This is a genomic window from Luteibacter sp. UNCMF366Tsu5.1, from assembly GCF_900119235.1.
GTDB lineage: Bacteria > Pseudomonadota > Gammaproteobacteria > Xanthomonadales > Rhodanobacteraceae > Luteibacter > Luteibacter flocculans.
The window spans coordinates 384,659-405,909 of record NZ_FPIS01000002.1; the positions used below are offsets into that span (position 1 = coordinate 384,659).

24 protein-coding genes and 1 tRNA gene are annotated in these 21,251 nt (G+C 65.2%); 11 read left to right on the plus strand and 14 right to left on the minus strand.

Features of this window, described 5'->3' with window-relative positions; all coding sequences use genetic code 11:
- Positions 1-9 precede the first annotated feature (9 nt).
- From tolR to BT115_RS10900, 8 genes are all read left to right on the plus strand, one after another.
- Positions 10-453 carry a protein TolR gene (gene tolR / locus BT115_RS10865; protein WP_072322629.1) on the plus strand — a complete coding sequence of 148 codons (444 nt, stop codon included), beginning with the start codon at positions 10-12 and terminating at the stop codon, positions 451-453.
- A complete protein-coding gene (locus tag BT115_RS10870) occupies positions 440-1,384 on the plus strand; it encodes a cell envelope integrity protein TolA (RefSeq protein ID WP_072322630.1) in 945 nt (314 codons plus the stop codon). Before tolR ends, BT115_RS10870 begins: the two co-directional genes overlap by 14 nt.
- Positions 1,385-1,504: 120 nt before the next feature.
- On the plus strand, positions 1,505-2,821 hold the full coding sequence (gene tolB / locus BT115_RS10875; protein ID WP_072322631.1) for a Tol-Pal system beta propeller repeat protein TolB: 1,317 nt from the start codon (positions 1,505-1,507) through the stop codon (positions 2,819-2,821).
- Positions 2,822-3,065: 244 nt separating this feature from the next.
- Positions 3,066-3,575, plus strand: a complete 510-nt coding sequence (gene pal, locus BT115_RS10880) for a peptidoglycan-associated lipoprotein Pal (RefSeq protein WP_072322632.1) — start codon at positions 3,066-3,068, stop codon at positions 3,573-3,575.
- 3 nt (positions 3,576-3,578) lie between these two features.
- Entirely contained in the window at positions 3,579-4,436 is an 858-nt protein-coding gene (ybgF, locus tag BT115_RS10885; protein WP_072322633.1) for a tol-pal system protein YbgF, read from the plus strand.
- A gap of 4 nt (positions 4,437-4,440) precedes the next feature.
- Positions 4,441-5,133: a 7-carboxy-7-deazaguanine synthase QueE gene (queE, locus tag BT115_RS10890; RefSeq protein ID WP_072322634.1), complete on the plus strand. Its 693-nt coding sequence runs from the start codon at positions 4,441-4,443 to the stop codon at positions 5,131-5,133.
- A 15-nt stretch (positions 5,134-5,148) separates the two neighbouring features.
- Entirely contained in the window at positions 5,149-5,835 is a 687-nt protein-coding gene (gene queC, locus BT115_RS10895) for a 7-cyano-7-deazaguanine synthase QueC (protein ID WP_072322635.1), read from the plus strand.
- A gap of 168 nt (positions 5,836-6,003) precedes the next feature.
- Positions 6,004-7,545 (plus strand): hypothetical protein, encoded by a 1,542-nt coding sequence (locus tag BT115_RS10900; RefSeq protein WP_072322636.1) that lies wholly within the window; start codon positions 6,004-6,006, stop codon positions 7,543-7,545.
- Between the two features lie 15 nt (positions 7,546-7,560).
- Here BT115_RS10900 and BT115_RS10905 read toward each other — a convergent pair whose 3' ends face one another.
- Entirely contained in the window at positions 7,561-8,028 is a 468-nt protein-coding gene (locus tag BT115_RS10905) for a nuclear transport factor 2 family protein (protein ID WP_218184750.1), read from the minus strand.
- 99 nt (positions 8,029-8,127) lie between these two features.
- Between BT115_RS10905 and BT115_RS10910 the strand changes: the two genes are divergently transcribed.
- Positions 8,128-8,697: a TetR/AcrR family transcriptional regulator gene (locus BT115_RS10910; protein WP_072322638.1), complete on the plus strand. Its 570-nt coding sequence runs from the start codon at positions 8,128-8,130 to the stop codon at positions 8,695-8,697.
- A 70-nt stretch (positions 8,698-8,767) separates the two neighbouring features.
- Here BT115_RS10910 and BT115_RS10915 read toward each other — a convergent pair whose 3' ends face one another.
- From BT115_RS10915 to BT115_RS10970, 12 genes are all read right to left on the minus strand, one after another.
- Positions 8,768-8,992, minus strand: coding sequence for a helix-turn-helix transcriptional regulator (locus BT115_RS10915; RefSeq protein ID WP_072322639.1), 225 nt, complete (start codon positions 8,990-8,992; stop codon positions 8,768-8,770).
- Positions 8,985-9,401, minus strand: coding sequence for a DUF2178 domain-containing protein (locus BT115_RS10920; protein WP_072322640.1), 417 nt, complete (start codon positions 9,399-9,401; stop codon positions 8,985-8,987). The genes BT115_RS10915 and BT115_RS10920 overlap by 8 nt, the downstream gene beginning before the upstream one ends.
- A 195-nt stretch (positions 9,402-9,596) precedes the next feature.
- The gene (locus BT115_RS10925) at positions 9,597-10,028 is read right to left on the minus strand and encodes a hypothetical protein (protein WP_072322641.1); all 432 of its coding nucleotides are present in this window, start codon (positions 10,026-10,028) and stop codon (positions 9,597-9,599) included.
- A 189-nt stretch (positions 10,029-10,217) separates the two neighbouring features.
- A tRNA-Lys gene (locus BT115_RS10930) sits at positions 10,218-10,293 on the minus strand.
- A gap of 54 nt (positions 10,294-10,347) precedes the next feature.
- The gene (locus BT115_RS10935; RefSeq protein WP_218184751.1) at positions 10,348-11,292 is read right to left on the minus strand and encodes a DedA family protein/thiosulfate sulfurtransferase GlpE; all 945 of its coding nucleotides are present in this window, start codon (positions 11,290-11,292) and stop codon (positions 10,348-10,350) included.
- Positions 11,293-11,363: 71 nt separating this feature from the next.
- A complete protein-coding gene (locus tag BT115_RS10940; RefSeq protein WP_083527417.1) occupies positions 11,364-12,746 on the minus strand; it encodes a sensor histidine kinase in 1,383 nt (460 codons plus the stop codon).
- Between the two features lie 105 nt (positions 12,747-12,851).
- Complete coding sequence (gene phnD / locus BT115_RS10945) at positions 12,852-13,883, minus strand: phosphate/phosphite/phosphonate ABC transporter substrate-binding protein (protein WP_072322644.1); 1,032 nt, start codon at positions 13,881-13,883, stop codon at positions 12,852-12,854.
- An 89-nt stretch (positions 13,884-13,972) separates the two neighbouring features.
- The gene (locus tag BT115_RS10950; RefSeq protein ID WP_072322645.1) at positions 13,973-14,659 is read right to left on the minus strand and encodes a LuxR C-terminal-related transcriptional regulator; all 687 of its coding nucleotides are present in this window, start codon (positions 14,657-14,659) and stop codon (positions 13,973-13,975) included.
- A gap of 88 nt (positions 14,660-14,747) precedes the next feature.
- The gene (locus BT115_RS10955; protein ID WP_072322646.1) at positions 14,748-16,658 is read right to left on the minus strand and encodes an ATP-binding response regulator; all 1,911 of its coding nucleotides are present in this window, start codon (positions 16,656-16,658) and stop codon (positions 14,748-14,750) included.
- 70 nt (positions 16,659-16,728) lie between these two features.
- The gene (locus BT115_RS10960; protein ID WP_072322647.1) at positions 16,729-17,436 is read right to left on the minus strand and encodes a TVP38/TMEM64 family protein; all 708 of its coding nucleotides are present in this window, start codon (positions 17,434-17,436) and stop codon (positions 16,729-16,731) included.
- 15 nt (positions 17,437-17,451) lie between these two features.
- A complete protein-coding gene (locus tag BT115_RS10965) occupies positions 17,452-18,009 on the minus strand; it encodes a nucleoside deaminase (RefSeq protein ID WP_072322648.1) in 558 nt (185 codons plus the stop codon).
- Positions 18,009-19,736: a glutamine--tRNA ligase/YqeY domain fusion protein gene (locus BT115_RS10970; protein WP_072322649.1), complete on the minus strand. Its 1,728-nt coding sequence runs from the start codon at positions 19,734-19,736 to the stop codon at positions 18,009-18,011. The genes BT115_RS10965 and BT115_RS10970 overlap by 1 nt, the downstream gene beginning before the upstream one ends.
- A 101-nt stretch (positions 19,737-19,837) precedes the next feature.
- Between BT115_RS10970 and BT115_RS10975 the strand changes: the two genes are divergently transcribed.
- Positions 19,838-20,110: a putative signal transducing protein gene (locus tag BT115_RS10975; protein WP_072322650.1), complete on the plus strand. Its 273-nt coding sequence runs from the start codon at positions 19,838-19,840 to the stop codon at positions 20,108-20,110.
- A gap of 26 nt (positions 20,111-20,136) precedes the next feature.
- Complete coding sequence (locus tag BT115_RS10980; RefSeq protein WP_072322651.1) at positions 20,137-20,649, plus strand: adenine phosphoribosyltransferase; 513 nt, start codon at positions 20,137-20,139, stop codon at positions 20,647-20,649.
- On the opposite strand, the gene BT115_RS10985 is transcribed toward BT115_RS10980, so the two are convergent.
- Complete coding sequence (locus tag BT115_RS10985; RefSeq protein WP_072322652.1) at positions 20,650-21,243, minus strand: hypothetical protein; 594 nt, start codon at positions 21,241-21,243, stop codon at positions 20,650-20,652.
- Positions 21,244-21,251: the final 8 nt, after the last annotated feature.

The window sequence follows — 21,251 nt, forward strand, 5'->3', positions numbered from 1 at the left end:
GCGTACGCGATGCGCACTACCTACCGCCGGCAAAAGCGGAAGCTGAAATCCGAGATCAACGTCGTGCCGTACATCGACGTGATGCTCGTGCTGTTGATCATCTTCATGGTCACCACGCCCATGATGAATCTCGGCGTGGACATCCAGCTTCCTCAGACCAACGCCAAGTCACTGCAGGATAAGAAAGACCCCGTCGTGGTCTCGGTCGACGAGGGCGGGCAGATCTACCTCACCGCCAACGGCGCCAAGCGCGAGCCGGTGAGCGAGGACGAGTTCCGCAAGCGGATCACCGCCTTCCATAACGCGAACCCGGAGCTCCAGGTCCTGGTCGCGGGCGATCAGCGCGTGGGCTACGGCAAGGTCTATTCGATCCTCCCGATTCTCCAGGAGGCCGGTGTCTCCAAGATCGGCCTGATGAGCCAGCCGCAGTCGGCGCAGAATGGAAAACCGTAACGGCACGCCCCGCGCGGTCGTCCTCGCCGCGCTCCTGCACATCGGCATCGTGGCCTTCCTGGGCCTCGCGGTCATCCCGTGCTCGGATTACGAGAAATGGGCGGAAGCCATCGGCGTTCCCGCGGAGTGGAACCCGCTGAAGTGCCCGGCGCCGCTGGAACTGCCGGGCCAGATCATCGAGGCGACGCTGGTCGGGCCGACCGGTAGCCCGCCGCCGAAGGCCACCAAGGTCAAGCCGACGCCGGATACGACGCCACCGCCGCCGGTGGTGCCGACGCCGCCTCCGCCGCAGCCTGAAAAGCCCAAGGTCGAGACGCTTCCGCCGCCGCCGAAACAGCCCGACCTCAAGGACCAGGAAAAAGTCGTCGACGACGCCGTGCAGAAGGCCGAGGACGCCAAGCGCCTGCAGGAAGAAAAGCAGCGCCAGCGCCAGGCCGAACTCGACGCCGAGCAGGAGCAGAAAAAGAAGGAAAAGCAAAAGGAGATCGACGACATCTTCAAGCAGCTCGACGCGGCGAAGGCGCAGACCAAGAAGGCGGACACCACCAAGAAGCAGGCCGAGCAACAGTTGAAGGACCTGCAGAACGCCAAGGATGACGGGCTGCCCGATCTGCCGCCCGCCGACCAGAAGATGTCCGGTACCAATGGCCGCGACACCGGCAAGCTGGGTCAGTACCTGGCGGCGATCCAGAACGCGGTCACCCAGAACTGGCTGCGTCCGGACAACATCGCGCCCACCGCCTGCGTCGTGCACATCGTGCAGGTGCCGGGTGGCCAGGTGCTGAGCGCCAAGGTGGACTCGAGCTGCCCTTACGACGCCGCAGGCCGCGCATCGGTGGAGAACGCCGTGCTGCGCGCCCAGCCTCTGCCGTACCAGGGCTTCGAAGATGTCTTTCAGCGCAACCTAACGTTCACGTTCAGGCCGCAATGATGTAGCGCGCTCGCTTCGGCCTCGCCGGAGTGAGCGGTTCAGACTCGGGTCACGCACAAAGTAACCATCGCGTTAACATTTCGCGGCCGTCCCCCTTCCCAGGCAGCAATGAATCCGCCCATGCGCAGAACGCTTACCCGCCTCCTCACCCTCCTGGTCGCGTTGACCGCCTTCGCGGCCGGTCCGGCCGCTGCCCAGTCGCTCAACGTGGATATCGTGGGCGGCCTCAAGACGGCCACCCCCATCGCGGTGGTGCCCTTCGCCCAGGCCGGCGGTGCGCCGCTGCCTACCGATGTCGCCGACGTCATCCGTGCCGACTTCAATCGCTCGGGCAAATTCCGCGCCCTCGACAAGAACGACATCGTCGAGACGCCTTCGCAGGGCTCGGACATCAAGTTCGCCACCTGGCGCCTGCTCAAGCAGGACTACATCACCATCGGCCGCATCAGCGATGCCGGCGGTGGCATGGTCAAGGTCGAATACGAGCTGTGGGACGTGAACCGTCAGCAGAGCCTCCTGGCGCAGTCGTTCACCGCCCCGACCGGCGACCTGCGTGGCGTCGCGCACCAGATCGCCGACCAGATCTACGAAAAGATCACCGGCGTCCGTGGCGCGTTCTGGACCCGCATTGCCTACATCACGGCTGTGGGTACCGGTAACAACACCACGTATTCGCTGATCGTGGCCGATTCGGATGGTTACAACCCGCAGGTCGTCGCACGCTCGCGCGAATCCCTGCTGGGTCCGGCGTGGTCGCCGGACGGCAGCAAGATCGCCTACGTTTCGTTCGAAAGCGGCAACTCGGCCGTGTACATCCAGAACATTTCCACCGGCTCGCGCAGCCTGATCGCCTCGCACCCGCGCGGCATCAACAGCGCCCCGTCGTGGTCGCCGGATGGCAGCAAGCTCGCCGTAAGCCTGTCCTATGTCGGCAACCCCGAGATCTTCGTGATCGACGTGGCCAGCCGCACGGAAACTCGCCTCACCAACAACTTCGCCATCGATACCGAGCCGACCTTCACTCCGGACGGCCAGAGCATCATTTTCACCTCGGACCGTTCCGGCAAGCCGCAGCTCTATCAGATGTCAGCCTCCGGCGGCGCCGCTCAGCGACTCACCTTCCAGGGTGGCTTCAACGCCAGCGCCTCGGTGAGCTACGACGGCAAGCAGATTGCGATGGTGCAGGGCAACGGGAACGTGTATCGTATCGCCATTATGGACCGTAGCCTGGGAGGGCAGGTGCGCTTCGTCTCCCCGGGTAACGTGGACGACTCGCCCAGCTTTGCGCCCAACGCCAGCATGCTGCTTTATGCCGCATCGCAGGGTACGCGCGGCGTCCTTTACGCGGTTTCGGCAGACGGTCAGGTACGTCAGCGTCTCGTCCTCTCGGACGGCGACGTGCGTGAGCCGTCCTGGGGACCCTATCGACAGCGCTGATGGCGCGCCCCTTGTGGGCGGCGACATCGGCAACGTCCAGGGAAGGGCGCGGCGTGGCCGCGCCTTTTCTGCGGACGAAGGTTTTATCCGGCGATCGCCCTGGCGGGCGCCGGAACGCGGGCGCCGGGTGCGGGACAGCGCCTCGCTCGCGTAGATGTAAGTAGAAAAACAGCCGGACAACCGGCGGTGCCTGTCCCGAAACCGAAAACCGACTGTCGGAACTCAACTGTTGAAGGAACGTCCCATGAATAAGACCGTTACCGTCACCCTGGCTGCCCTGCTCTGCGTTGGCGCCGCCGCGTGCTCGAAGAAGAACACCAAGCCGGCTCCGATGCCGGAACAGCAGCCGGTCGCCCAGACCCAGGCTCCGACCAACGATGGCAAGTACCAGCCGTCCGATCTCGACACCGACGCTTGCCTGCGTCAGCGCGTCGTGTACTTCGACTTTGACAAGAACGACGTCAAGCCGGAGTTCCAGCAGATCATCGCTTGCCACGCCAAGTACCTGCAGGATCGTCCGCAGTCCGCCATGACCCTCGAAGGCAACACCGACGAGCGTGGTACGCGTGAGTACAACCTGGGCCTCGGCGAGCGCCGTGGCAATGCCGTCTCCAGCGCCCTCCAGGCTGCTGGCGGTTCGGCTGGCCAGATCAACGTGACCAGCTACGGCAAGGAAAAGCCGACCTGCCGTGAGCACAACGAAGACTGCTGGTCCAAGAACCGTCGCGTCGAGATCGTGTACACCGCGAAGTAAGCAATGAAGAAGACTCTGGCTACCAGTTTCACGGCCAGGCTTGGCGTGGCGGGCGCAATCGCGTCCGCCACGCTTTTTGCGTTGCCTGCCGCCGCCCAGGACACCCGTCTCAGCCTTGCCGACCGTGTGTCGCGGCTTGAGCAGCAGTCGCAGTCGCAGGCCGGCAGCGTTTCCCTGGTGAATCAGGTCAACGATCTGCAGCAGCAGCTTTCGCAGCTGCAGGGCCAGATCGAAGAACTGCAGCACCAGAACAAGCAACTCCAGGATTCCCAGAAGGCGCAGTACGCGGATATCGATTCGCGGCTGAGCCGTCTCGAAAAGGGCGGTGCGACTCCCGCGCCGTCACCGGCCCCGTCTGCCGCCACGCCTCCGGCGTCCGCGCCTGCAGCGGCTGCGCCAGCGCCGACCAGCGCGCCGCCCGCCGCAGCGGCAGCGGCAGCGAGCGAGGCCCCCGCGGGCCAGCCGGCCAGCGCCGATCAGCAAGCTGCCTACGACGCCGCGTTCAAGTCACTTCGCGCGGGCGACTACGTCACCGCGTCGCGCGGCTTCCGCGACTTCCTCGTGAAGTACCCGGACAGCCCGCTCGCGCCGAACGCCTATTACTGGCTTGGCGAGTCGTACTACGTGACCATGAACTACCCGGTCGCGATCGAAGCCTTCCAGCGCCTCGTGAAGCAGTATCCGCAGAGCGACAAGGTCTCCGATGGCCTGCTGAAAGTGGGTTATTGCCAGATCGAGTTGAAGCAGCAGGATGCCGCCATCGCCACGCTGAAACAGGTCGCGGCGAAGTATCCGGGCACCAAGGCCGCTGGTCTCGCACAGGAACGCCTGCGCCGCCTGCAGCGCCAGACGGCCAACTGATCCCATGAACGGCAACACCGCTACGCCGGCGGATGTCTCGCCGGCTTCGCCCGTCGCGGAGCGGTTGCGCATCACCGAGATCTTCCACTCCGTGCAGGGCGAGGCCGATGCGATCGGCTGGCCCACGGTGTTCGTGCGCTTGACGGGATGCCCGCTGCGCTGCGTGTGGTGTGACACCGAATACTCGTTCCACGGCGGACAATGGCACGACATCGACGCGATCCTCGCCGAGGTCGCCCGTCACGGTGCCCATCATGTCTGCGTGACCGGCGGCGAACCGCTGGCGCAGAAGCGCTGCCTGATCCTGTTGCGCAAGCTTTGCGACGCGGGCTACGAGGTGTCTCTCGAAACCTCCGGCGCGCTCGACGTCTCGGACGTCGATCCGCGCGTTCGCAAGGTCATGGACCTCAAGGCACCCGACTCGGGTGAAAGCGCGCGAAACCTCTGGTCGAACCTCGACCACCTACTGCCGCACGACCAGGTCAAGTTCGTCATTGCGAGCCGCGCGGATTTCGAATGGGCGCGCGATGTCGTGCGCGAGCATTCGCTCGACCGCAAGACCATGGTTCTCTTCTCGCCGGTCTGGTCGAAAGTGGAGCCGCGCGACCTGGCCGAGTGGATTCTTGCCGAACGCTTGCCCGTGCGTTTCCAACTGCAACTGCACAAGCTGCTGTGGAACGACGCGGCAGGCCACTGAACACCAGGTCATGTCATGAACGCTTCGAACGCACCCCGTAAGGCCGTCATCCTCGTCTCCGGCGGCATGGACTCCGCCGTCACGATCGCCATGGCGCGCGAGCAGGGCTTCGACGTGCACGCCCTCAGCGTCGCTTACGGTCAGCGGCACAGCTCCGAGCTGGAAGCATCGGAACGTGTCGCGACGATGCTCGGCGCGGTCGAGCACAAGACCGTGCACGTGGATCTGCGCAGCATCGGCGGTTCTGCGCTTACCGCGGACATCGACGTGCCGGAAGAGGGTGGTGAAGGCATCCCGGTTACCTATGTGCCGGCGCGTAACACGATCATGCTTTCGATTGCGTTGGGATGGGCTGAAGTGCTCGGCTCGAACGACATCTTCTGCGGCGTCAACGCGGTGGACTATTCCGGTTACCCGGACTGCAGACCAGCATTTATCGAGGCGTTCGAAGAGCTCGCCAACGTCGCCACGAAGGCCGGCGTCGAAGGTGCGGGCATCCGTATCCACGCCCCGCTGATGCAGATGGGCAAGGGCGACATCGTGCGCGAAGGCATGCGTCTCGGGGTGGACTTCTCGGCTACCGTGAGCTGCTACAAGGCCGATGCAGAAGGCCGCGCTTGCGGCCACTGCGATGCATGTCGGCTGCGCGCCGAAGGTTTTGCGAAAGCAGGCGTGGCCGATCCCACGCATTACGTGCCGTAATCTCTCGCTAGATCGAAGGCACCCTACGACCCCTGGCTTATTGTGTCGGGGTAAGTCACGGCGGAGAGTGGACATTACCCTCGGAGCAAGGCGGCCGGCCGAGGGCGACGCGTCAGATCGTGTGTGATCGGCGAACAAGGATGGCCCGCATCAGTCAGGACGGCGACCATGGACGGTTGGCTTCGTGTTCTTTCGCGCGAAACGACGCGCACATTCCGCATGCTGTCGCTCGCAGCGTTATTGCTGTGCACTGCGACCGAAGCCGCGCTATCCAGCGACGTCATCATTCCGGCAACCGGCGGCGAGACCGTCCAACGTCTGATCGCTCGATACAACGACACGCGTCAGGACTGCGGTGACGCGAAGAGTCCCGCGTTCCTATGCTCCGGCATACTTCTCCGCGGTACCGTCGCCTCGCCGAAATACCACGTATGGGATCCCAGCCCTTCGTCGATCGCGACGGGCGGCGTGTCGTTTTCGTTCCTGCGCAAGGACGCCGAGTTCAATCAACTGGCCCTTGGCTACACCAACGGTTTCATCTTTGCGCCGTATCAATCGGTGGAAGGCAAGCTGACGCCGAAAATCCTGTGTGCATTCCCGGTGGATGCGGCAACGGACCAGCGCAACGAGAACGGCTGCGGCACCTATCGGGGGAGCGCCGCGAGCGCGACGTGCCAGCAGCAAGGTTTTCGTGATGCCGAGGGCTGGCGCAAGACCTATCTGAAAGGTACTGGCTACGCGATGAAATACGCCCAATGCGGATTCGACGTGACCGGTGACGATGCCGCCCCAGCCTTCTACGAAAGCCTCAAGGCCATGAAATATGCGCCGTCGTTTGCCGGCAACAATCCGGAGAACGAGGTCAGGATGGAACCCTGGCCGCAGGGCGTGCCCAAGGAGCTGCCGATCGAGGCCTTCTTCTACGTACCGGGCGGCTTGGCGGGCGCTCAGTACAATCAGCGCGACTACTACGCACAGACGAACATCCTGGTCCCCATCATTCGCATGACGCTGCCCTCCGCGCCATCGGCGGACAGCACGTTCGCTTTCGTTCCGCAGGAACAGACGATGGGCATGGGCCCCGACGTGCCGAAGCTCCAACCGAAACTGCGCGAAGCGTCCGCGGCAAACGGAACGCGGCTGCTCCTGGCGGACTTCTACCGCGCCGATCAAGTCACGATCATTGTGCCCATCTACGCGGGCATGGCTCCGGGACAGACCGTAGGAGCGCGCTGGAAGGGACCGTTTGCCACCTACGACACGGCCATCGCCACGGTCAGTGCCGTGGCGCCGGTCGAGGTGACGGTGCCTCGTCGCGATGTAGTGGACGCCATCGGCAAGGACGTGGAGATCACGTTCACCGTGAAGCGCGGCGATGAGCCGATCGAAACCTCCGCGCCTCTCACGGTATCGGTCGAAGCGCAGGAACTCGAGCTTCCGGCACCCGAGCTCAATGCCGATCGAACACAGGTGATCGTACGCTTCCCGACCCTGGGTGCCGGCCATCAGGTGAACGTACGCTTGCAAGGCGCCACCACCGTCGATCTACCGATCAAGACCGTCACAAGCCAGACCGAGCTGTCGTTCGCGATCCCCGCGACGTGGCTGCAACAGAACCGCGACCGCATGGTGTACGTAACCTACGCGGTCGCCACGACGAAAGCGGGCGACCTTTGGCAGTTCTCCCGCGTGCTGCGGATCAAGCTGTAACGGCGAGGGGACTCCTCACAATCCCAGGTCGCTGAGCCCCGGGTGATCGTCGGGCCGCCGTCCCAGCGGCCAGAAAAACTTGCGTTCATTCTCTGCGATGGGTTGATCGTTGATGCTGGCATGCCGGTTTACCATCAGCCCTTGTTCGTTGAACTCCCAGTTCTCGTTGCCGTGGCTGCGGAACCAGTGGCCGGAATCGTCATGCCACTCGTACGCGAAGCGCACGGCGATGCGATTGCCGGTGAAGGCCCAGAGTTCCTTGATGAGGCGATAGTCCAGCTCCCGATCCCACTTGCGGCGCAACAGTGCTTTGAGCGCCTCGCGTCCATCGACGAACTCGGCGCGGTTCCGCCAATGCGTATCCGGGGTATAGACGAGCTGGACCTTCTCGGGATCGCGCGTATTCCACGCGTCTTCGGCCAAGCGGGTTTTCAGAACGGCGGACTCGGCCGTGAACGGGGGAACAGGCTGACGGATTTCCATGGTGCACCTCATGATTGAAGGGTGGGTCGGAGTAGGTAGACAGGTCTGTCTACATGACAAAGACTAGACCATGTAGACAGACCTGTCTACACTTTAATCATGACCTCACCTACCCCTTCCCCGACCACGGCCCCCTCGGCAGCGCGCGAGCGCATTCTGCAGACCGCGCACGACTTGTTTTACAGCGACGGCATTCGCGCCACCGGTATCGACAAGGTCATCGCCGAAGCCGGCGTCACCAAGGTCACCTTCTACCGGCACTTTCCGAGCAAGAACGATTTGATCGAAGCGTTTCTCGAGTATCGGCACGCTCGCTGGATGACATGGTTCGACGACGCGATCGAGCGCCGCCGTGATGAGGGTGCGCAGGCCGTGGTGGGCGCGTTGCGCGAATGGTTCGCGCAGCCCACGTTCCGCGGCTGCGCCTTCATCAATACGGTGGTGGAATTCGGCGGGACCGCACCGGTATTCGAAGCCATCTCACGTCGCCACAAGGACGACATGACAGCCTCTCTTCGCACGCTTCTGCCGCCCGGCGAGCGTGGCGATGCAGACGCCACCGCGATAGCGCTCGCCATCGACGGCGCCATCATCCGTGCGCAATTCACACATGATGCGGAAGCGGCGCTTGCACCGCTTGAACGTCTGATCGACGCGTTGATGCGCTGATACGCGTTCATAGCCAGGTTTGACGAACATGGCCACGCCGCTGGTTTCCTCTTGCGGCCTCTGCGATCGATCAGGCGCGCTCGGACGTGCTCCAGGAAAAGACATCCTCCAACGGTTTGCCGAATACCTCGGCGATGCGAAACGCGCACTCCAGACTCGGCGAATACTTACCCGCCTCCACCGCGGCGATGGTCTGGCGTGTCACGCCCACGCGCTCGCCCAGTTCGGCCTGGGTCATCTCCCCGGCCATGAAACGCAGCGTACGGATATGGTTGGTGAGTCGGCGGTCAGCCATGCCATCCGCGCCGGTAGCTGACGACGATCATGCCGTGGTGGACGATCTCTGCGATAGCGATGGCGAGCAATGCCGCGTGGACGATGGACCAGCCGCCGTTACTGAAGGGCATGACCACGCCGACGAGGATCATGCCGGTCATGAGCACGTTATACGCGATGGCTGAAGAGCGGCTCGCGATGGCCTTGTCGCGTTCATCGCGCTCCGCGGGGCCACGCAACCGGCCCGCCAGCCATGTGCCCGCGGCGACGATGCCAAGCGACGACAGCGCTGCGGCCAGTACTCCGATCTGCTGTCCCATGCTCGGCGATCCACCCGATTCGATATAGGCGACCGTCCCGAAGTACAGGCCGAAGATCACGGCCAGCGCACATACCCATACCCAGGCAAATCGTTCCTGCACAAGCATCGCTCATCCCCTTTGGTCGTGGATGGACGGAAAGTAAAGATAGCTTTACTTCATGTCAAGTATTATTAACATCAAGGCGCGGTCTTCCAGCGTACAGGGACGCATCTATAGCTCGGACATATCCGTTGCGAATCGGGCCTGCGCCTTGGTCAGGGGACCTCAGAGCCGCCGAAGGCATCGAGCGGGTCGAGTCGCTCAGGCGGCCAGACGCGTCGTATCCGCCAGATAGCGCAGTCCGATCGAGAGGGCCATCGCATAGCCCGCCGCAGGATCGCCGGGGATGACGACGCTGACCATCGACGGGTGGCCTGGCACGAGAGTGGAGACGTCGGACGCGCCGGTGCGATCGTGCACTTCGATGTACGGCGCGCGCAGGGCGGCCAGGGCGTTGCGCACCGGGGCGGCGCAGGTGTCCGGCAGTTCGGCGGCATCGACGTCGAGCACCACGAGGTCGGCGGTGGTATTGCACGACGCGAGGCAGTTCGCCACTTCGGCGAAGTCGGCACAGGGATGCCACTCGAAATCCATGCCTGCCGCCTGCGCTTTCTCCCAGAGGCGGCAGATACGCGCATCGGCGAGGGGAGGTTGATCCGGGAGATGCGGGCCCGAGATCGCGACGATCGACATCGACGGTTGTCCGTTGGGAAGGTGCGCTTAGTGTCCGCCCGAGATGCGTAAAAACGCTGCGCCACGCGGGCGCGTTCCGGGTAACGTTGGCGTAAAGATTGCGACGCGCCTGCGTCTGCCGAGGCGAATATCGCCGCCCGAACACGGTCGTGTTCAAGACCTCGACGCTCAACCAAGAGCGGAGGCGAATGGTGGGTCGTGCCGGATTCGAACCGGCGACCTACGGATTAAAAGTCCGCTGCTCTACCAACTGAGCTAACGACCCACACGCGAGAACCGGCAAGTGTACGAGGCGCGCGCGGGTGGCACAAGCCGAAGCTCAGGTTGTGAGGACCAATGCCTCGACCTCGCGGCCGGCCTCACGCCAGGCGCCCAGGCCGCCGGTCAACGGGCGGACGTTGGAGAAGCCCAGTTTGCTCAGGCGTTCCGCAACCTTCGCAGCCGACACCTCGTTGGGGCACGAGCAGTAGATCACCACGGCGCTGTGCCGTGGCAGGGTCGCCAGTTCGCGGTCCGCTGTGGCGAGGTCGAACAGGCGGGAACCGGGAATCACGAAGGGATCGTCGCGACGACTGATGGCCGAGCGCACGTCCACGATGAGGGCGCCCGGGTCGCTCGCCAGCAGGGTCGACAGTTCGTCGACGGAAATGCGGCTCTTGCGCAGGCGCATCAGCAGCAGCGTGCGGCGCACGTAGCGGAATGCGATCCACAGGACGAGTCCGGTGATCGCTATGGCCGCCATGCCAATGCCGAACTGGCGAAGCAGGGTTAGCACGGCGTCGATCTGGCGGTAGAAGAGCATGCCGGCCGAGAGTCCCACGGCGATCCACAACGATGCGCCGAGCAGGTCGTACAGGGTGAAGCGCGAAAACCGCGTATCGCCTGCACCGGCAATCGGTATCGCTACCAGCGACAGCCCTGGAATGAAGCGCGAGATCAGCAGCAGTTTCACGCCGCGCTTCTCGAAGAACCCGCTGGCGCGACGGACGCATGTGTCCGGTGAGAGCGATATCCGGCACAGTCCGTCCAGCACGCGATAGCCGAATCGCCTGCCGGTGAGGAACCATACGGCATCCCCCAGGAACGCACCCGCCAGCGCGCCGAGAAAGGTCGCCACGATGAGCATGGGATCGCGGGCCGTGACGAGTGTGGCACCCACGACGATCAGCGTGGGCATGGCAGGCACCGGCAGCCCGATGGCGCCGGCGAACACACCGAGAAACGCCACCATGGGCGCCGCGTCAGACCCGTTGATGCTCGTCACTGTGCGCGTCCCCAAGAGGTCCTTTTTCTCCCGCCCACGATACGCCGGTACGGGCGCAGACGACAGGGGCGCTAGAACGCGGAGTGGCTGCGTAGTGCGGCGGTGGCGCGGGTCGGTGGGCCGGACGCTGCGCCGTCCAGATGTACCCAGAACAACGTGCCGCGTCCCGGGCGGGAGCGAACGCCGATGTTTCCACCGAGCGTGTCGGCGATGCGCCGGGCCACGGCCAGACCCAGGCCGTAGCCAGGATGGCCCGGAAGCCGGGTGAATTCCTCGAAGACGCGCGCCTGAATGTCCGGGTCGAGGCCCATGCCGTTGTCGCGCACTTCCAGGCGAATCGCATCGCCGCGCCGTCGCACCGCGACCAGTACGCGACCATGTGGCGTGCTGAGTACTGCGTTGACGACCAGTCGCTGCAGCAGCTCGGCGAAAAGCACGGGATCGGTGTGCAGCGGCAATCGCCCGCCACGCCAGCGCACCTCGACGCCGAGCCGATCGGCATCGCTTTCGATGGCTGCGCGGCCGCGAACGAAGACGTCCGAGGCCACGACGGTCGATGGCGCGGGCTCGACGGCACCGGCATCGAAGCGAGCGAGTTCCAATACGCCGTCGAGCAATTCGTTGAGGCGCGTGATGCTCGTGCGCATCTGTCCCACCACCGCGCGCTGGCGAAGATCGTTTCCCGGCTGCATGCCGGCGACGAATAGGGCGAGTGCCTGCAGTGGCTGTCGGAAGTGATCGCCGATCTGTTCCACGAAGCGGGTTTGCCTGGCGATCTCCTGCAAGCGGCGGCGCAACGCTTCCGCCATCGCCGCATCGTGACGACGGCGCAGTTCCACCAGCTCGTCGAGCAGTCCATCGATGGCCTGCAGCGTGTCGTCGTCGCCATCGGCCTGGCTTCCGCGCGGATGCAGGAAGCGATCGATGCGGCCGCGTACGTTTTCGATCGGCTCGATCAGGCTTCGTTCGAGATCGCGCCGACCGATCAGAAAGGCTGTGGTGATGCCCGCGCAGAGCAGCAGTGTCATCGCCAGGCCTGCCACGTGCCGGTCGTGCAGCGCCGACGCATCGACGAGTGTTTCGAGTTCGCCCTGCGGTGTCGGTGTCCACGTGTGGAGCGTGTGTCGCGGATCGAGATGGCGACCGCTGTCGACCGCAAGATCGGTGGCATGCCTGCGATGCAGTATCGCCCGCCCGGTGGGCGCGCTTTGCGCGAGAGCACGGGTGAGCGCGTTGGTCATCGCATCGTCGTTCGGTCGTCCCGCGAACGCCGCGGCGAGGCCGGCCGCCTGGATGCGTGCCATGGCGTGCGCTTCGGCGTCCACGGCGCGCACATGCAAGATGCCCAGCGTGAGCGCCAGCGACAGGGCGATCAACGCCATCGGCAGCGATCCCCTCAGGATCAACTGCCGCAGGGACGTCGGCCTTCCTGGCGCATGCGGCGACACGGTCATGAATCGGCCTTATGGCGCGTTATCTCGTGTCGAATCTATGAAACGCGGCGTCGGCGCGCGATAGACAAGGGGAACTAACCCCGGCGGTCTATATCGTTTGGCCTATCACTTCCCGTGCAGGCGGGCGACGAGGGCATCGTGGTCGGCTTCGATCTTGCGGAAACGCGCGTCGCGCGCGGCCTCGCTGACCCATTGCGCACTGCTGGCGCGACGCTTTTCCAGTGCGTATTCGATGTCCGCGAACGGCACGAGGTCCGCATTGCTCGCCGGTGCGAAGCCACTGATGTCGTGGATGCGCTTGAGGTTGGCTTCCTCGCGCGCGCCGTCCTTGCCCTTGCCGTAGCCTGTGATGAATGCGGCGACGCGCTCGCGCATCGCCGCCGGAAGATCGCCGCGGATCACGATCACCGCATGCGGTATCAGCGACGATTTCCAGAGCACGCGAAGCCGTGCGTACTGCTCGGGGAAATGCTGCTGGAACCGTTCCATGTCGGCGGTATTGTTGGTCGCCACGTCCGCTTCGCCATTCGCCACCGCCAGCGCATTGTTCTGATGATTGTCGATGTGCACGCTTGCGAAGAACGTATCGGAGTCCAGGCCACGGGCGGCGAACAACTGCGTCTCGGGCACGAGGTAGCCCGACACGGAAAGGGCTTCGCCGCGCGCGAATCGCCATTTGCCCGGCCGGGCGAACAGCTGGTCCGGCGTGCGCAGCGGTGAGTCGGCCGCGACCAGCAGCACCGCGTAGTAGCCGCGCGAACCGTCGCCGCGCGTGAGCCGTCCGATCACCTGCATGTTCTGCCGTGTCACGGCGTCCAGCGCGAGCCGCCCGGAAAGAAACGCAATGTCCACGCGCTGTTCGGCGATCGCCTGGGCGATGCCCTCGTAGGTCGTGACCGAGACGGCGCGGATGGGGCGATCGAGCGCCTTGTGCAGGTCGTCGAGCATGGGTTGCCACGCTTCAAGCGATTCGGCAGGGCCACCGATCGGCAGGATACCGAAGGTCAGTGGCGCCATGGGGTCGATATCGCCAGGTGGCTGTGTTGCGACAGCAGGCACGGCGATCAGCGCGGCCGCCAGCCACGCAGCGACATACCTGCGTACACGCCGCCCCGCGCTCCCCACGCCTGCTCGCATCGTGCCTGCCCCACGTTGTCTGGCCGTGTACCCCCACGGCCCGAAACCTTGCCCAACCTACGCCGGGCATATGTCCTGTGGATGACCGCTCAATCGCCCAGGTGCTGTGCCGCCACCAAGGCTTCGAGCCGGTTGCGCACGTGCAGGGCGCGGAAGATCGCGGCCAGATGGATCTTGACCGTGCCCTCGCTGATACCGAGCTCGCGAGCGATCAGTTTGTTCGGGCGGCCCTTCGCCAGCAGCTTGAGCACGTCGATCTGGCGGTCCGTGAGTACGGCTGCCAAGCGCTCCCGCGCGGTGAGGCCATCGTTGCCATTGGGCAGCGCGAAAGCCGGCGCGCCGGTGGCCACGGCAGCCTTCATGGCCTCGGGCGGCACGTAGATGCCTCCACCGACCACCAGACGCACGGCGTTGAGGATCACGTCGGGAGGGGAAGACTTCGGGATGTATCCCTGGACGCCAAGATCCAGCACGTGGCGAATGGCAGAGGGGTCTTCGGTGCCGGAGAGCACGATGACGGGACGCTGGCGCGACGTGCCGTCGTCTTCCGGCCCGCGCAGGGCCGCCACGGCGTCCTTGATGTGCTCGACGCCTTCGGCGCCGGGCATGGCCATGTCGATCAGCGCGACGTCGGGCGCTGGCCCTTGGGCAAGCTTGTCGCGCAGCTGTGCGACGGTTTCGGCCTCGACAAACTGGACGTCGTCGCCGAGTTCGCGAAGCTTGAGCTTCACGCCCTCGATGATGAGCCGATGATCGTCCGCGATCAGAACAAGCATGCCTTCCCTCCGGCCGCGCGAACCGCGAGCCACCCCGTTGCCCGGACCATAGCCCTACGCCGGTCTGGCGGCAAGCAGGCCATATGGTTCAGACGGCTGCATGATGGACAGCCCACGCAGAAACCATTACCTCGTGCAGACGCTCGGGTGAAACCGGCTTGAACAGCACACGCGTGGTCTTCTGATCGATGTTTTTGAGGAACTCGCCGCGGGTCTCGCCCGTGATGAGGACGCGCGCGAAGGGCGGTGGATCGCCGGGCCGCCGACGGTAGTAGCGATCGAGCAAGGCAAGCACGTCGAGTCCCGTGCCTTCGCGCAGGCGCAGGTCGGAGATCACGAGGTCGGGCGGCTGCATCCACTGGTGCACGGCTTCCATCGCCTGCTGAGCGTCTTCCGCCGTCATCACTTCGCAGCCCCAGCTGCCGAGCAGATAGCTGATGCCAGCGAGGATGCTGGGTTCGTCGTCGATGACCAATACGCGCATGCCGGCCACGTCGCGGGGGATGCCGGGCTCCGGCTCGGGCACGGGCGGTGCGTCCATCAGGCCGGGCATCACTTCGGGCAGCACGATCGAGAACAGCGTGCCCTTGCCCGGCCGCGAGCGTACCGTGGCGGACGTACCCAACAGACCGGCGAGCTTCTGCACCGTGGACAGCCCCAGGCCGAGTCCGCGGCGGGTGCCTTCCGGGCGGCCGGTTTCCGGGCCGCTTTCCACGCGATAGAACTCGTCGAAGATGTGCTGGAGATGTTCTTCGCCGATGCCCAGGCCGGTGTCCCAGACGTCGATGCGTGCGGTGCCGTCGAGGCGTCGCCGCGCGCCGACCAGCACGCCGCCGCAACGCGTGTAGCGCAGTGCGTTGCTCACGAGATTGTTGAGGATGCGAGCGAGCATCGTGCGGTCGGTGCGTACCCACAGATCCGTCGTGCGCACGACGAGCCGCAGGTCGTTCTGTTCCGCCACCATGCGGAAGTTGACGCTCACCTCGTCGAACACTTCGTCCAGCCGTACGGCGCGCACCACCGGAGGCATCGCGCCGGTCTCCAGTCGCGAGAGGTCGAGCAGTTCGCCGAACAGGTGGTCCAGCGATTCGACGCATTCCTGGATGTGCGCGATACGGTTCAGGCGGATGGGATCGTATTCATCCACCGCCAGTCCGGACGAGAACAAGGTCAATGCGTACAACGGCTGCCGAAGATCGTGCGATGCGGCGGCGAGGAAACGCGCCTTGGCGACGCTGGCCGCTTCCAGAGCAGCGTTCTTGCGTGCCAGTTCCTCGGTGGCGCTGGTGATCTCGCGCTCCATGCCGATCTGCGCATGCAGCAGCTTCGACGCGGCACCGTTGAAGCCGCGCTGCAGGTCGCCGATCTCCGTGTCGTCGGTGACCGGCACCACCACCGTGCGGTCGCCCAGGCCGAGCTGACGCACGGCGATGGCAAGGTTGCGCAGCGGTGCGCTGAGCCAGCGAGCCGTCGACCAGCCGATGCCCACGGCGATCAACAGGCTGAGCGTGAGCCAGATCAGTGCGTTGTGCACGCTGGCACGCTGGGCGGCGACCGCATCCTCCACGCTGACGTCGACCGTCACGGTACCGAGTACGCGGCGGTTCAACGGATCGACGATCTCCCTGGCGACGGTGAGGCCTTCATCGTCATCGCTGATCGAGCTGTTGACGCGGTCCGCCACGATCTCGCCATCGCGGTTGCTGATGCGTACGCGCGATACCTGCGGCAACTGCACGATCGATTGCGCAATCCGGCCGAGTTCGCGTCGCTCGCCCGTGCGAAGTGCGTCGCCTGACACGGTGGCAGCCTGCTGCGCGATGGCGTCCGCGGTGGACCGGCCCATCTCGTGCAGCGTGTCCATCTGGTGGCGGGTCAGCAACGTGACCAGCAGGACTGCACTGATCGCAGTCGGAACGAGGGCAACGCACGTCAGGCGCTGCACGAGCGACGTGCGACGCCAGACCTTTTCCAGCCATGGAGTGGATACATCACGCATGTGTTTCCCCTGGCACCGCCCTCCCGGCGGCGCGAGGCCTACAGCCTAGCGCAGATCGCGAGCGGCGGCGTCAGCGGCCCCGGCGCAGCCGGGCGCGGATCGTTCGTATGGCCAGGGGCAGCAGGGTCAGAACGGCGAACGCCGCCAGCGGGATCAACAGGCGCTGATTCATCAGGCCGCCCGCGCTGACCGGGGTGCCGCTGGCGATCGTTGCGCCAAGCCCGGCGCCCACGGCGCTTTCGACACACAACGAGACGGTGCCGCCAAGCCAGGTAGCAACGATGAAAAGCCATAGCGGGCAGCGCAGCCATGCCAGCGTCATGGTCATGATGCCGAGGGGGACGATCGGGACGAACCGAAGGGCGAACGTATAGGTCACCGGATGCGCGGCGTAACCGTCGCGCAGGCGGCGAGCCAGGGGCGGAGGCTCGCGTCCGCCCGGGCCAAAGGCGTAGCGGCTGGCGCCGTAGAGCGCGAGCGAGCCGAGCAGGACGGCGACGGAGGAAAGTGCCGTGCCTTCCCAGGTGCCGAAAAGCAGACCGCCGCTCAGCACGATCACGATGGTGCCCGGGACGCCGGTAGCGATTGCGAAGCAGAGCACGCCTGCATAGAGCAGGCGCGAGGCCACCGGATATGTCGCGATGGCCGTGCGCAGTTGTCCTTCTTCAGCCAGCAGGCGATGCGGTTCGAGACGGTCGAAGACGCCGCCGAACAGCAGCCCGAGGCCGATCAAGATCAGCAGGCACAACGGCAGGACGGTGCGCCAGCGGCGGGTCATCGGTGTTTATCCGAGTCAGTACGCCGCGCCCGATTCGCCGTAGCGACGCAGCACCTCGCGGGCCTCGTCGCGGCGAATATCACGGCGCACGGCGATACCGCGACGTTCCAGCTCGCCGATCCAGTCGGCGGGCAGCGGGCCTTCATCGAAAGGCGTCAGCGCTTCGACGTCCTCGGCGCGCGCGCCGATCAGCAGGGTGTCGACGCCTGCCCAGACGGTGGCTCCATAGCACTGGCAGCAAGGCTGGGAACTGGTGGCGAGCACGAACGTGCTGCCGTCCTCATTGAGGCGGAAACGTTGCAGCCGCTGCTGCGCGGTCATGTACGCCATCATCTCGGCGTGAGCGGCCGAGCAGGTGTGCGGCACGACGCGGTTCACGCCGACGGAAACGATGCGGTCGTTGCCGTCGAACACCACGGCACCGAACGGGCCGCCGGTGGCGAGGTCCACATTGCGATCGGAGAGTTCGATCGCCAGGCCGACTTTCGCTTCGTCGCCTGGGTAGGTCACCGACGTATCGACGGCCTCGTGGACCCAGGCGGGCAGGGTGAGATGGATCTGCGCGTAGAGCATCAGGCTTGCTTCGCCCACGAATCGCGCAACGTCACGACGCGGTTGAACACCGGCGCGTCGTGCGTGTGGTCGTGCATGTCGGCCACGAAGTACCCGAGGCGTTCGAACTGCATGCGATCCTCGCGCGCCGCGCCGGCAGCGGCCGGTTCGACATAGCCGTGCACGATGCGGCGAGACTGCGGATTGAGGTGGTCCTTGTAGGTCTTGCCGTCGCTGTCGTCGTCCGGGTCGGTGACATCGAACAGGCGGTCGTATAGACGCACCACGGCCGGCACGGCATGACGCGCACTGACCCAATGAATGGTGCCCTTCACCTTGCGATCCGCACCGGGCATGCCGCTGCGGGTGTCGAGATCGAGCGTGCAGCGCAGTTCGACGATGTCGCCGGCTTCGTTCTTTAGGATCTCGTCGCAACGCACGATGCCGACGCCGCGCAGGCGCACTTCGCCTTCGGGCTTCAAGCGATGGAATCCCTTCGGCGGCACTTCGGCGAAGTCCTCGCGCTCGATCCAGACCTCGCGCGAGAACGGCACGCTGCGTGTGCCGAAGCTCTCGTCCTTAGGATGGTTGGGGAAGGTGAGCGATTCCTCGTGCGCTTCCGGAAGGTTGGTGATGACCAGCTTCACCGGATCGATGACTGCAAGGCGGCGCGGCGCGCTGCCGTCGAGGTCTTCGCGCACGGCACCTTCGAGCACGCTCATGTCGATGGTGCTGTTCTGCTTGCTGACGCCGATGCGCTCCCAGAACAGGCGAATGCCGGCCGGCGTGAAGCCGCGGCGGCGTACGCCTGCGATGGTCGGCAGGCGCGGATCGTCCCAGCCGTCCACGAGGTTTTCGGAGACCAGCGTGATGAGCTTGCGCTTGCTCATCACCGTGTAGTTGAGGTTGCCGCGCGAGAACTCGATCTGGCGCGGTTTGCTCGGCGCGGTCGGCAGACCGGCGGCCAGCAGCGGCTGCCACAGTTCCGGATCGTTGGCGAGATCCACCTTGTCCACGCACCAGTCGTACAGCGGACGATGATCCTCGAACTCCAGCGTGCACAGCGAATGCGTGATGCCTTCCAGCGCATCCGAGAGCGAATGGGCGAAGTCGTACATCGGGTAGATCGGCCACGCGTCACCGGTGTTCTGGTGATGCACCTTGCGGATGCGATACAGAGCCGGATCGCGCAAGTTGATGTTGCCCGAGGTCATGTCGATCTTGGCGCGGAGGGTCTTGCTGCCATCGGCGAATTCGCCGGCCCGCATGCGCTGGAACAGATCGAGGTTTTCTTCCACCGAGCGGTCGCGATAGGGCGAGTTGCGACCCGGCTCGGTAAGCGTGCCGCGGTATTCGCGTACTTCCTCGGCGCTCAGGTCGTCCACGTAGGCTTCGCCGAGACGGATCAGCTTCAGCGCCGACCGGTAGAACACCTCGAAGTAATCGGAGGCGTGGCGCAATTCGGCCCAGTCGAAACCGAGCCACTTCACGTCGCGCTGGATGGCCTCCACATATTCGACGTCTTCCTTGGACGGGTTGGTGTCGTCGAAGCGCAGGTTGCAGGTGCCGGTGAACTCGCTCGCGAGGCCGAAGTTGAGGCAGATCGACTTGGCATGGCCCAGATGCAGGTAGCCGTTCGGCTCCGGCGGGAAGCGCGTGCGAATGGCCGTGTGCTTGCCGGACGCCAGGTCGTCACGGACGATCTGGCGGATGAAATGCTGCTGCAGGACGGGCGTTTCGGTCGACATCGCGAAGGGCTCGGAAGAAGGTGCGTGGCAAACGTCCGAGTTTACCTTTGTTGTCGGCCGGGCGCTTGCCGCGGCCGCCGTCGGCGGGGTAGCTTGGCGCCATGCGCATCGCTTACCACGCCGAAACCCTGATCGACGCCCATCTGGTGAAGGATGCGCTGGAGCGTGCCGAGATTCCCGCGTTCATTGCCGGCGAGTTCCTCACCGGTGCCGTCGGACAGCTTCCGGCGCGCGATTTTGTGGCCGTGATGGTGCCTGAAGCCGCCGCCGAAGCCGCCGAGGAGATCGTCCGTGCGTTAGATGCCCAACTGGCGGAGGCACGCGCCGCTGTGGCCGCCGACGACGATTTCGGCGCGGCCACGCTGCCCGCCTGAATCAACCGCTTTCCCAGGATCCTTTCATGCTTTTCGAACTCGTCCGTGATGTGCCGGACTTCCCGCGTTCCGGCATTCTGTTCAAGGACATCACGCCGCTGCTGGCGGATGCGGACGCCTTCGGCGCCTGCATCGACGCGTTGTGCGAGCCCTGGCGCGGGCACGGCATCGGCGCCGTCTGCGGCATCGAATCGCGCGGCTTCATCTTCGGCGCCGCCATGGCGCGCGCGCTTGGTGCGGGTTTCGTTCCCCTGCGCAAGGCCGGCAAGCTGCCGCCGCCGGTCGTCGGGGTTGATTACGGCCTGGAGTACGGGCTGGATCGCCTGGAAATCGGCACCGAGGCCTTGTCGCCCGGCCAACGCGTGCTCATCGTGGATGACGTGCTGGCCACCGGCGGCACCCTGGAGGCCGGCCGGCGGCTGGTCGAGCGGCTGGGCGCGGAAGTGGTGGGGGCCAGCGTCGCTATCGAACTCGGTGCGCTCAACGGACGGGCCCGTTGGCCGGCCAGTCTGCCGTTGCGTGCCTTGATGGCGTTCTGATCAGCGCACGTCGCGGATCGCCTCGACGAGTACGATTTCGCACGCGCCCGCGCCGGTATCGTCGCGGGTCAGCGACGTGTTCCAGTGCCACCCGTCGTCGCGCTTCACGTCCACGAGGAAGCCTTCCAGGTGCACCACTTCCCCTGGGCGGACGGTGCGCAATTCGCGAGCCGCCTCGTCGTTGGCCGGGATCATGTGCATGTTCGCGCTGGAATCCTCGATCTCGCGGCGCGGGATCGGGAAATTGTCGGTATACCAGTAGTAGAAGCGGTTGGACTGCGAGATGCGGATGCTGCTGAGCACCGAACTGTCGGACATGCGGCCCCAGCCCATCGCCAGATCCGTGGGGGCGATCGGGGCAAGGTCGTCCAACTGGTAGTCCTCGCGCGACAGCACGCGTGCTGTCATCGCGAAGCTGGCCCGGGGTTCGAGGGTGAAGTGTCCCCGGTTGAGCAGCGTGCCGTGCGGCAGGTTCTCCTGGTCGGGAGCGGCATCCGCCAGGATGCCCGGCGCGTCATGCACGGGCCGGTGGCGCCACCAGGAATAGCCGCCCCAGCCGCAGAGCAGGAGCAGGACGACGAGCCAGACGCGCATCTCAGCAG

Excerpts from the sequence above, each read along its gene's own strand:
- tolR (WP_072322629.1), top strand. The coding sequence starts at position 10 with ATGCGCACTACCTACCGCCGGCAAAAGCGGAAGCTGAAATCCGAGATC.
- BT115_RS10870 (WP_072322630.1), top strand. The coding sequence starts at position 440 with ATGGAAAACCGTAACGGCACGCCCCGCGCGGTCGTCCTCGCCGCGCTC.
- tolB (WP_072322631.1), top strand. The coding sequence starts at position 1,505 with ATGCGCAGAACGCTTACCCGCCTCCTCACCCTCCTGGTCGCGTTGACC.
- pal (WP_072322632.1), top strand. The coding sequence starts at position 3,066 with ATGAATAAGACCGTTACCGTCACCCTGGCTGCCCTGCTCTGCGTTGGC.
- ybgF (WP_072322633.1), top strand. The coding sequence starts at position 3,579 with ATGAAGAAGACTCTGGCTACCAGTTTCACGGCCAGGCTTGGCGTGGCG.
- queE (WP_072322634.1), top strand. The coding sequence starts at position 4,441 with ATGAACGGCAACACCGCTACGCCGGCGGATGTCTCGCCGGCTTCGCCC.
- queC (WP_072322635.1), top strand. The coding sequence starts at position 5,149 with ATGAACGCTTCGAACGCACCCCGTAAGGCCGTCATCCTCGTCTCCGGC.
- BT115_RS10900 (WP_072322636.1), top strand. The coding sequence starts at position 6,004 with ATGGACGGTTGGCTTCGTGTTCTTTCGCGCGAAACGACGCGCACATTC.
- BT115_RS10905 (WP_218184750.1), bottom strand. The coding sequence starts at position 8,028 with ATGGAAATCCGTCAGCCTGTTCCCCCGTTCACGGCCGAGTCCGCCGTT.
- BT115_RS10910 (WP_072322638.1), top strand. The coding sequence starts at position 8,128 with ATGACCTCACCTACCCCTTCCCCGACCACGGCCCCCTCGGCAGCGCGC.
- BT115_RS10915 (WP_072322639.1), bottom strand. The coding sequence starts at position 8,992 with ATGGCTGACCGCCGACTCACCAACCATATCCGTACGCTGCGTTTCATG.
- BT115_RS10920 (WP_072322640.1), bottom strand. The coding sequence starts at position 9,401 with ATGCTTGTGCAGGAACGATTTGCCTGGGTATGGGTATGTGCGCTGGCC.
- BT115_RS10925 (WP_072322641.1), bottom strand. The coding sequence starts at position 10,028 with ATGTCGATCGTCGCGATCTCGGGCCCGCATCTCCCGGATCAACCTCCC.
- BT115_RS10940 (WP_083527417.1), bottom strand. The coding sequence starts at position 12,746 with ATGACCGTGTCGCCGCATGCGCCAGGAAGGCCGACGTCCCTGCGGCAG.
- phnD (WP_072322644.1), bottom strand. The coding sequence starts at position 13,883 with ATGCGAGCAGGCGTGGGGAGCGCGGGGCGGCGTGTACGCAGGTATGTC.
- BT115_RS10950 (WP_072322645.1), bottom strand. The coding sequence starts at position 14,659 with ATGCTTGTTCTGATCGCGGACGATCATCGGCTCATCATCGAGGGCGTG.
- BT115_RS10955 (WP_072322646.1), bottom strand. The coding sequence starts at position 16,658 with ATGCGTGATGTATCCACTCCATGGCTGGAAAAGGTCTGGCGTCGCACG.
- BT115_RS10960 (WP_072322647.1), bottom strand. The coding sequence starts at position 17,436 with ATGACCCGCCGCTGGCGCACCGTCCTGCCGTTGTGCCTGCTGATCTTG.
- BT115_RS10965 (WP_072322648.1), bottom strand. The coding sequence starts at position 18,009 with ATGCTCTACGCGCAGATCCATCTCACCCTGCCCGCCTGGGTCCACGAG.
- BT115_RS10970 (WP_072322649.1), bottom strand. The coding sequence starts at position 19,736 with ATGTCGACCGAAACGCCCGTCCTGCAGCAGCATTTCATCCGCCAGATC.
- BT115_RS10975 (WP_072322650.1), top strand. The coding sequence starts at position 19,838 with ATGCGCATCGCTTACCACGCCGAAACCCTGATCGACGCCCATCTGGTG.
- BT115_RS10980 (WP_072322651.1), top strand. The coding sequence starts at position 20,137 with ATGCTTTTCGAACTCGTCCGTGATGTGCCGGACTTCCCGCGTTCCGGC.
- BT115_RS10985 (WP_072322652.1), bottom strand. The coding sequence starts at position 21,243 with ATGCGCGTCTGGCTCGTCGTCCTGCTCCTGCTCTGCGGCTGGGGCGGC.